Annotated in this window: 6 protein-coding genes; 4 read left to right on the top strand and 2 right to left on the bottom strand. The window is 50.4% G+C overall.

Annotated features, from left to right (window positions below; all coding sequences use genetic code 11):
* Positions 1-78 precede the first annotated feature (78 nt).
* Positions 79-1152: an IS1595-like element ISBuba1 family transposase gene (locus tag ACZND6_RS12495; protein WP_489524758.1), complete on the top strand. Its 1074-nt coding sequence runs from the start codon at positions 79-81 to the stop codon at positions 1150-1152.
* Here ACZND6_RS12495 and ppk2 read toward each other — a convergent pair.
* The gene (gene ppk2 / locus ACZND6_RS12490) at positions 1137-2366 is read right to left on the bottom strand and encodes a polyphosphate kinase 2 (RefSeq protein WP_293737108.1); all 1230 of its coding nucleotides are present in this window, start codon (positions 2364-2366) and stop codon (positions 1137-1139) included. The genes ACZND6_RS12495 and ppk2 overlap by 16 nt on opposite strands.
* A 4-nt stretch (positions 2367-2370) precedes the next feature.
* Positions 2371-3312 (bottom strand): 16S rRNA (cytidine(1402)-2'-O)-methyltransferase, encoded by a 942-nt coding sequence (rsmI, locus tag ACZND6_RS12485; RefSeq protein WP_489524757.1) that lies wholly within the window; start codon positions 3310-3312, stop codon positions 2371-2373.
* 25 nt (positions 3313-3337) lie between these two features.
* Between rsmI and ACZND6_RS12480 the strand changes: the two genes are divergently transcribed.
* The 3 genes from ACZND6_RS12480 to ACZND6_RS12470 all read left to right on the top strand — a co-directional run bounded on the left by ACZND6_RS12480 (position 3338) and on the right by ACZND6_RS12470 (position 7004).
* Positions 3338-4486 (top strand): penicillin-binding protein activator, encoded by a 1149-nt coding sequence (locus ACZND6_RS12480; protein ID WP_300816766.1) that lies wholly within the window; start codon positions 3338-3340, stop codon positions 4484-4486.
* A complete protein-coding gene (locus tag ACZND6_RS12475) occupies positions 4483-6330 on the top strand; it encodes an ATP-binding cassette domain-containing protein (RefSeq protein ID WP_293737105.1) in 1848 nt (615 codons plus the stop codon). Before ACZND6_RS12480 ends, ACZND6_RS12475 begins: the two co-directional genes overlap by 4 nt.
* An 89-nt stretch (positions 6331-6419) precedes the next feature.
* Complete coding sequence (locus ACZND6_RS12470) at positions 6420-7004, top strand: hypothetical protein (RefSeq protein ID WP_293737104.1); 585 nt, start codon at positions 6420-6422, stop codon at positions 7002-7004.
* Positions 7005-7156: the final 152 nt, after the last annotated feature.

Below are 7156 nucleotides of genomic sequence, written 5' to 3'. Positions count from 1 at the left end.
GGCTCTGTTCAGAGTAAGTATTGATATTAGTTGTCGCGCCTCCATTTAAGGGGTATTTTTAAGTTAAGGAGGTACCCTATGTTTACCACAGCAGTAGATAAGCTCCTTTCGCAGTTTTTTGCCTTAAGCGCTGAAGAAAGATCTTGCATTCTGGAAGTTCTCGTTGATAGCCAACCCATTAACAACTCCGATGGAGTCGAAAGCTTTCTAAGCAAGAGGCTCGATGTCAGCCGGTCAGGTCGGCCCGTCTGTCCGCACTGCGGCTCATTAAAAGTTGTAAAAAACGGCAGACACTGTGAGACTCAACGCTTTATATGTCGAGATTGCAGCAAAAGCTTTGGTTGGAGCAGCGGGTCCTTTTTCAACCATTGCAGGAAAGAAATTTCTCAATGGTTCAAATACGTCGAGTGCTTCATGGACCGGCTTCCTCTCAGAGAGTGCGCACGAAGGTGCGGAATTTCCTTGGATACCTCTTTCAAGTGGCGCCATCGGCTGCTAGACGGCTTACAAAAGATACACAACTCGGTAAAACTGACAGGCGTCGTCGAAGCTGACGAGGTCTACTTTTCGATCAGCTACAAAGGATCAAGAAAATTTTCGGCTCAGCACGCCGGCAGAGAACCGAAAAAAAGAGGAATGCGTTCCACGAAAAGAGGCCTGTCTGATGAGAAAGTTTGCGTGCCGACAGCCGTAAACCTAGAGGGAAAGAGCACAGGCGTGGTTTGCAATCTTGGGAAACCCACAACCGGGAATCTCAAAACTGCTTTAGGGTGCAAGATTCTTCCCGGTTCCACTCTTGTAACGGACAGTCTTGGAGGTTACCCCTTGCTAGCCGAATCTTGCAAGGCTAAACATGTTCAAATTCCGTCAAAGAAACACAAGAAAGGAATCTTCAATATCCAGCTGATTAATTATTACCACTCCGCCCTCAAGGCAATGACAAATATCCGGTTTAGAGGGGTTGCCACTAAGTATCTCAACAACTACATCGTTTACAACAACTTTGTGACCTTTGCCAAAGAGAGTTTCATGGAAAAAATTAAGATCCTGAAGAATGAAATTTTTACTATCGGAGTTGAGGAAAGAAGTTTTTCGGTAAATATCTCTAAACGGGATCCATTGCCGTTACTCAAAGATCAATACTTACTCTGAACAGAGCCTTTCGATTTCTTCTTCGTATCAGAATTCTTTTCTGCGAGATGAGTACTCAGCTGAAGAAGAATGTCGCTGTGTTCGCCCTTTTCATAGATCGTATTGGCACGGCCTAAGATCAGAGGATCAATGGCGCCGATGGCATTCATATCTTTGCCGGTGTAGGGTAAAGACTGAAGGACATAACGCATGGCATTCAGGCGAGCGCGTTTTTTATCGTCGCTCTTAACGACGGTCCAGGGAGCGGCCACAGTATCCGTATTAAGGAACATGGCTTCTTTAGCCTTGGTGTAGTCGTCCCATTTATCGAGAGAAGCCATATCGATCGGAGAAAGCTTCCAGCGTTTGAGCGGGTGGACCTGACGTTCCTTGAAGCGTCTTCTTTGTTCTTTTCGACTGACGGAGAACCAGAACTTGATCAGATAGATTCTGCTGCGTGTAAGGAAGCGTTCGAATTCAGGGCATTCGCGCATGAATTCCAAATACTGGTCATCGGTGCAGAACCCCATCACGCGCTCGACGCCGGCACGGTTGTACCAGGAGCGGTCGAACAAAACGATCTCGCCGGCGGTCGGCAAGTGTTTTACATAACGCTGGAAGTACCATTCACCGAGTTCACGCTGAGTGGGCTTTTCCAATGCAACTACGCGGGCGCCTCGGGGATTGAGATGTTCCATGAAACGACGGATGGTGCCGCCCTTACCGGCGGCATCTCGGCCTTCGAACAGAATGACAACTTTCTGTCCGGTTTCTTTAACCCAGTTTTGAAGTTTGAGAAGCTCGACCTGAAGAAGATATTTTTCTTTTTCATAGATCTTGCGGCTCATACGGTTTTTATAAGGATAACCGCCGTGCTTCCAATCTTCGTTTAATTCATTTTCGTTGACTTCGGCCTTCTTACCGGCGCCTTCCTTTAATTTTTCACGCTGAACCAGAGCCTTAAGAATGGCTTTACGGTCGGCAGGGGCTTCGCCCTCCAGGATGGAGATCAGAGCCTGCATTTCGTGTTCGTTAGCGGCGGCGAAGGTTTGGTTGGAGACGTATTCTTCGGCTTCTTTTTCCGATGTGATCGGAGAAGAAGTAATAGACTCCACGGCTGTATGGAACGGATCTTCTTCTTTTGAAGCTGCAGCGTCGGCTTCGGAGACGGTGCTGACCTCAACCTTCTCACTGACCAATTCGCTTTGATCTTTCTGTTTTTTGCTGTTTGACACTTTATTACTCCCGGTTGGGCAAACAATCAATCCACTGTCGAAGTGAATTCTTCTTGCTGACTATGTAGTTGTAAATGATTTTTTTGGGAAAACGGGAAATTCTACTTGCGATTGTTGACAACTGTCCAGCCGGAAGGAGCGGGATTAGCTCGTCGATCCATTGCTTATCTTCTTCCTTTAACGTCTCTTCCGCTGAGGCTGAAGCCGCGTCGACAACAATCACATATTCTCCCTTAGGAGGATTGCGGGATAGCCATTCGTGTAAATCAGGAGAATAAAGACTGTCAATTTGTTCAAATTTTTTCGTGAGCTCTCGAGCAATTGTGATTTTTCGGTCAGCAGGAACAGATTCGCTTAGCTCATCGATTAATTTTTCTAAACGATGGGGCGCTTCATACAAGATAAAAATACGCCCGCTATTAATTAATTTCTGAAGTTCGGCTGCCCGCTCTTTTTTCCCGCCGGTTAAAAAGCCGTGGAATGTGAAACCCTCAGGGGCCATACCAGCGGCAGAGATAGCCGTTACCGAAGCGCTGGCGCCGGGAATCGGAATGACGCGATAACCTCGTTCTCTGATTTCGGCGACGACTTTCGTGCCGGGATCGGAAACGGCGGGCGTCCCGGCGTCCGTGACCAGTGCCACTCGCTTACCTTCGGCCAGATAACTCAGAACCTTTTCTGCCCCCTCGTGCTCGTTATGCTGATGGACAGGGAACAAGTGCGACTCTATATTAAACTTCTCCAAAAGTTTTCTTGTTTCCCGAGTGTCTTCAGCGGCAATACAGTCTGCCTTGCTAAGGATCCAAAGCGCCCTGAGGGTAATATCGCCGAGATTTCCGATCGGAAGAGCGACGACATAAAGTGCAGGGGCAGGCAGGTCCTGGGAAGGAAGCGAGATGCTTTGGAAGAGTTCGTTATTGTCGTAGAGGAATTTTCGGGAGTCCATCTTGACCTCGTTGGTAAACAGAATTTTGTGTCGCGTATCTCTGAGCCTTATTACGGCAGCTGCCGTCACAACCGCAGCTGCTCAGCAATCCGAGATCGGACCGACAACGGATGCGCAGATTCAATCGCAGAACAAAACTAAAATCGCTCTGATTGTATCCCCTAAAGGATCCGTTCTGTCCGAAGCGGCTGCTCCTATTCAGCAGGGAATTCTCGCGGCTAGTCACGAGGCAACGGCCTCGGGTGCTTGTGAATTGGTTCAGTATGAATTGAGTAATCCGCAGGAAGCCGGCGCAGTTTTAAAGAAAGCTGCCGACGACGGAGCGGTACTGGCCATCGGACCTGTTTCTCGGGACGCGGTGCAGACAATATCCGAGATGCCTTACTTGCCTCTGCCGGTCGTAGCGATTAATCGTCCCTCCGGAGAAACGGCACCGGAATTATTTTTAAGCATCGATATTTCGGCTGAGAGCGAAGTTGATCAGCTCGCAAAAATTGCCGTGGAAAACACCGCTCAAAAGGCCGATTTGGCAGCGAATAATTTCGTGATCCTCTCGACTCAGGATCCGTATGATGAACGCTTGGCACGGGCCATGGAAGCCGCTTTAGTTAAAGTCGGAGCAGGAGCGGAAAGACGCCATATTTCTTCTGATCAGATTGCCTATCTTCGACAGGAAATGAGAGGCAAGGCGTTCCGGGGTGTCTTCTTTGCCATGAATGCTCAAAATGCAAGTCTTCTTCGTCCCTATCTGCCGCCTGAGCTTCCGGTTTTTGGGACAAGTTACACCAATCCGATGCATCAGAAAGACACCATGCTGGCCAAAACCCAATCCAATGATTTGAACGGCATGATCACGTTGGAGATCCCGGCAGAGGAGAACGCGAGCACTCTGGTGGCTCAGTACAAGGGAGAAAGAGAGAATTTATCTCCGGAAGAGCTGCAGATGTTTTCTGTCGGTGTGGATGCTTGGAACTTAGGAACAAAGTGGATTGACTGGGCGCGCCGTATTGAAGTGCCGGACGGGCTGACCGGACGCCTGAGCTTTGATAAAGACAGCGGAAGCAAGGTAAAACGGGAACTCGTTAAGACCGTTGTAAGTCCGAACAAGACGGGAAAGACTTCTGAAGAAGATTTAGTGCAGTTTACGGAAAGCGCGGAAGAGGCTGGGTTATGAGTTTTGTGACGATGATGGAAGGCCATTTGGCCTGGGGAGATAAGCCGCTTCTCGATAATGCCGACCTTACGGTCGAAGCAGGTCAGAGAATCGGTTTGATCGGCCGAAACGGCACCGGCAAGAGCTCTTTACTTAAAGTTCTTGCAGGTATCGAAAAACTTGACGGCGGAGAACTGCATACACAGAACGGTCTGCATGCAGTCTACGTGGAGCAGGAGCCTTACTTTCCGGAAGCCCCGACCGTCATGGATTCTTTGGTGCTTCGAGGTAAGCTGGATGAGCTGCCGGACGAAAAAATGCGCTGGCAGATCCAAAGCCGATTATCTGAGTTCCTTCATAAATTCGGACTGGATGAAAACCTTGATTTAAAGAAAGCCTCCGGCGGCGAAAAGAAAAAAGCTGCGTTGGCGCTTGCCTTTGCATTGGATGCAGACCTCCTTCTGCTGGATGAACCGACGAACCATTTGGACATTGACGCGATTCGTCAGCTCGAAAATATCATCCTGAATGAATTTAAAAAGTCCAGATCCTTCGTGACGATTACTCATGACCGGGCATTTCTTAATCGTATTGTTGACACGATTTGGGAGCTGGATCGAGGTGTGGTCCGAAGTTATCCCGGTTCGTTTGAAGCCTATCAGCGAAGAAAAGAAGAAGAGCTCGCCGCAGAGGATAAGGCAAGAGCTGACTTTGATAAGGTTTGGACTCAGGAAGAAGCTTGGATTCGGCGCGGTATTGAAGCGAGGCGCACACGAAACGAGGGCCGGGTCAGACGTCTGGAGCAAATGCGCATTGAGCGCGAGCAGAGACGTGATCGAATCGGCAAAATTGATCTTAACCTGGATGCCGGAGAAAGAAGCGGCAAGGTGGTTGCCGAACTTGAGGGTGTTAGCAAGACTTTTGGTGATCGATGCTTGATTAAAGATTTAACACTGCGCGTGATGCGCGGTGACAAGCTGGGCTTGCTCGGCCCTAACGGCGTCGGCAAAAGCACGCTAATCAAAATTATCTTGGGGCAGATGCAGCCGGACTCAGGAACAGTGAAACTCGGAACCAATCTGCAGATCGCCTACTTTGATCAGCTTCGCAGCGAGCTTGACCCGACCAAGACACTGCAGGAAACGGTTTCTCCCGGGTCTGACTGGGTTGAAGTCGGAGGTGTGCGAAAGCACGTGATAGGTTACTTAGGCGAGTTCCTCTTTCCGCCGCACCGTGTCAACGTGAAAGTCTCCAGCCTGTCGGGCGGAGAAAGAAATCGTTTGCTTCTTGCCAAACTTTTCGCAAAACCGGCCAATTTATTGGTCATGGATGAGCCTACTAACGACTTGGATATTGAATCCATCGAGATGCTTGAGGCGACGCTGGCGGAATACCCGGGGACGGTTTTGTTAGTAACACACGACCGCTCGTTTATGGACAACGTCGCGACGTTAACGATCGCCCCAGACAAAGACGGGTTTTGGACATCGTACGTCGGCGGCTACGAAGAGTGGCTCAAATGGCGGGATAAGAAGGGAAAGGAGGAGCAGAAGGCCGCGGAAGCAGCGGCGGCTGCCGAGGCAGCCGCTCAAGCGGAAAAAGCTCAGAAAACGCGACGTCGGAACGCAAAGCCGGGGCTCAGCTATAAAGAAAACAAGCTTCTTCAGGAACTCCCCGGGCAGATAGAGGCACTCGAAAACCGTCAAAACGAACTTGTCGAGCTCATGCAGCAGCCATCCTACGGCAGCAAAGCGCCAGAGCAAATTCGGGCTGACGGCGATGAGATGCAGAAAATAGCCAAGGAGCTTGAAGAGAAGTACGCCCTGTGGGAAGAGCTGGAAGAAAAACAATCGCTTGCAAATTAGTATTTTTGGGCGGTTAAAAGTCTTCCAAAAGGATTTCTAAGCAGTCAAAATAAACGTAAGAACACAATTGAGAGGTTCTGGCGATGAGAATGAAATTAATAAGAACTGCAGCCTGCTTAGCAGCTTTAGGTCTGGCTGTTTGTACAGCTGTTGACGCCCGTCCTCCCGGACCTCCGCCCGGAGGACCCGGATTCGGACCGGGGCCCGGTTTCCGAGGACCCGGCTGGGGCGGACCGCCTCCGCCGCCGCGTCATCATCACCATAATCGATGGCACGATTTCGGAAGAGACGTCCTTGGCGGAACACTGGTGCTCGGCCTGGGCATGGGATTGGCCAATGCGATTACAAACGCTACGACCCCGACCTATACAGCTCCGACATATGTGGCGCCTTCCTACGTAGCGCCGACGTACGCCGCACCGACTTATACGCTTCCGACGTATACCGCTCCGGTCGTGACAGCTCCCGTAGTATCAGCTCCGGTTGTTACTGCGCCAGTGGTGACGGCGCCGGTTGTCACCGCGCCTGTAGTCGCGGCTCCGATTGTGACGGCTCCTGTCGTCACCGCAGCAACGATTCCGGGTAAGACGATGTACTGGTGCCAGGCCAGTAAGAATTTTTATCCTTACGTGACGGAGTGCACCAGCGGCTGGGAAGCCCGCGTTATGCCTTAATTTAATCGCGGAAGTTCAAAGCCTTCGTTCCTAACCGGCGAAGGCTTTTTCATGTGCGCTCGGCATGAGCGAACTCTACAGGGTGAAAGTCCCGAAGTGCGGGCGGTGGCGCCAAGCACATAGCCAAAGGCAAGGTCTGAATCGCGAGGTTC

The organism is Parasutterella sp., from assembly GCF_057870745.1.
The sequence above is the reverse complement of the archived record's forward strand: the minus strand, read 5'-3'. Positions and strand labels throughout refer to the sequence as shown.